This is a genomic window from Rhodococcus yunnanensis NBRC 103083 (genome assembly GCF_001895005.1).
Lineage (GTDB): Bacteria > Actinomycetota > Actinomycetes > Mycobacteriales > Mycobacteriaceae > Rhodococcoides > Rhodococcoides yunnanense.
The window spans coordinates 1-643 of sequence record NZ_BCXH01000064.1; the positions used below are offsets into that span (position 1 = coordinate 1).

Below are 643 nucleotides of genomic sequence, written 5' to 3' on the forward strand. Positions count from 1 at the left end.
TCTGTCGCTCGGGTATCCCGATCTGCATCGGCAACGTCGGTGCGGTGCGGTCCAATGCCTGAATCTGCGACTTCTCGTCCACGCACAACGCGATCGCGTTCTCCGGTGGTTCGAGATAGAGGGCGACGATGTCGGTGACTTTCGCGACCAACTCCGGATCGGTCGAGAACTTGAATGTCTCACTGCGCCATGGCTGAACACCGTGCTCACGCCACACGCGTGCGACGGTAGCGCGCCCGATCTTCAAGTGATCGGCGAGCAATCTCGAACTCCAATGCGTGACGCCGTACTTCGCCGGTGGCGGCGTCAACGTCACCGAGATCAAATAGTCGCGGTCGAGGGTGCGGGGACGTCCCGATCGCTCCTCATCGAACAGCCCGTCGACCCCGAACTGCTCGTACCGGGCGCGCCAGTTGATCACCGTCTGACGCGAGATCGAGAACCGTCACGCGATCTCCGCATGCGCCACGCCATCGGCGGCCAGCAGAACGATCCTCGCACGCTGGACCAACCCTGCCTTCGTCGTCGATCGCACCCACTTCTGGAGCTGGGCACCGTCGGGATCGGCAATCAACAACGGTGCGGCGCGCATGAGTAATTGAACCAAACCAGACCGCCCAATGACTTCAGGCGCGCCGCACTA

General features: G+C 62.4%; 2 protein-coding genes. Both read right to left on the minus strand.

The annotated features are described in order from the left end of the window. The coding region (locus RY1_RS29285; RefSeq protein WP_245820009.1) for a helix-turn-helix domain-containing protein at nt 1–421 on the minus strand (421 nt) is incomplete at its 3' end. A 24-nt stretch (nt 422–445) separates the two neighbouring features. Beyond that, nucleotides 446–592 carry a hypothetical protein gene (locus RY1_RS30810; RefSeq protein WP_245820010.1) on the minus strand — a complete coding sequence of 49 codons (147 nt, stop codon included), beginning with the start codon at nt 590–592 and terminating at the stop codon, nt 446–448. Nucleotides 593–643: the final 51 nt, after the last annotated feature.

Coding starts and splice junctions, on each gene's coding strand:
- RY1_RS30810 (WP_245820010.1), bottom strand. CDS start 592: ATGCGCGCCGCACCGTTGTTGATTGCCGATCCCGACGGTGCCCAGCTC.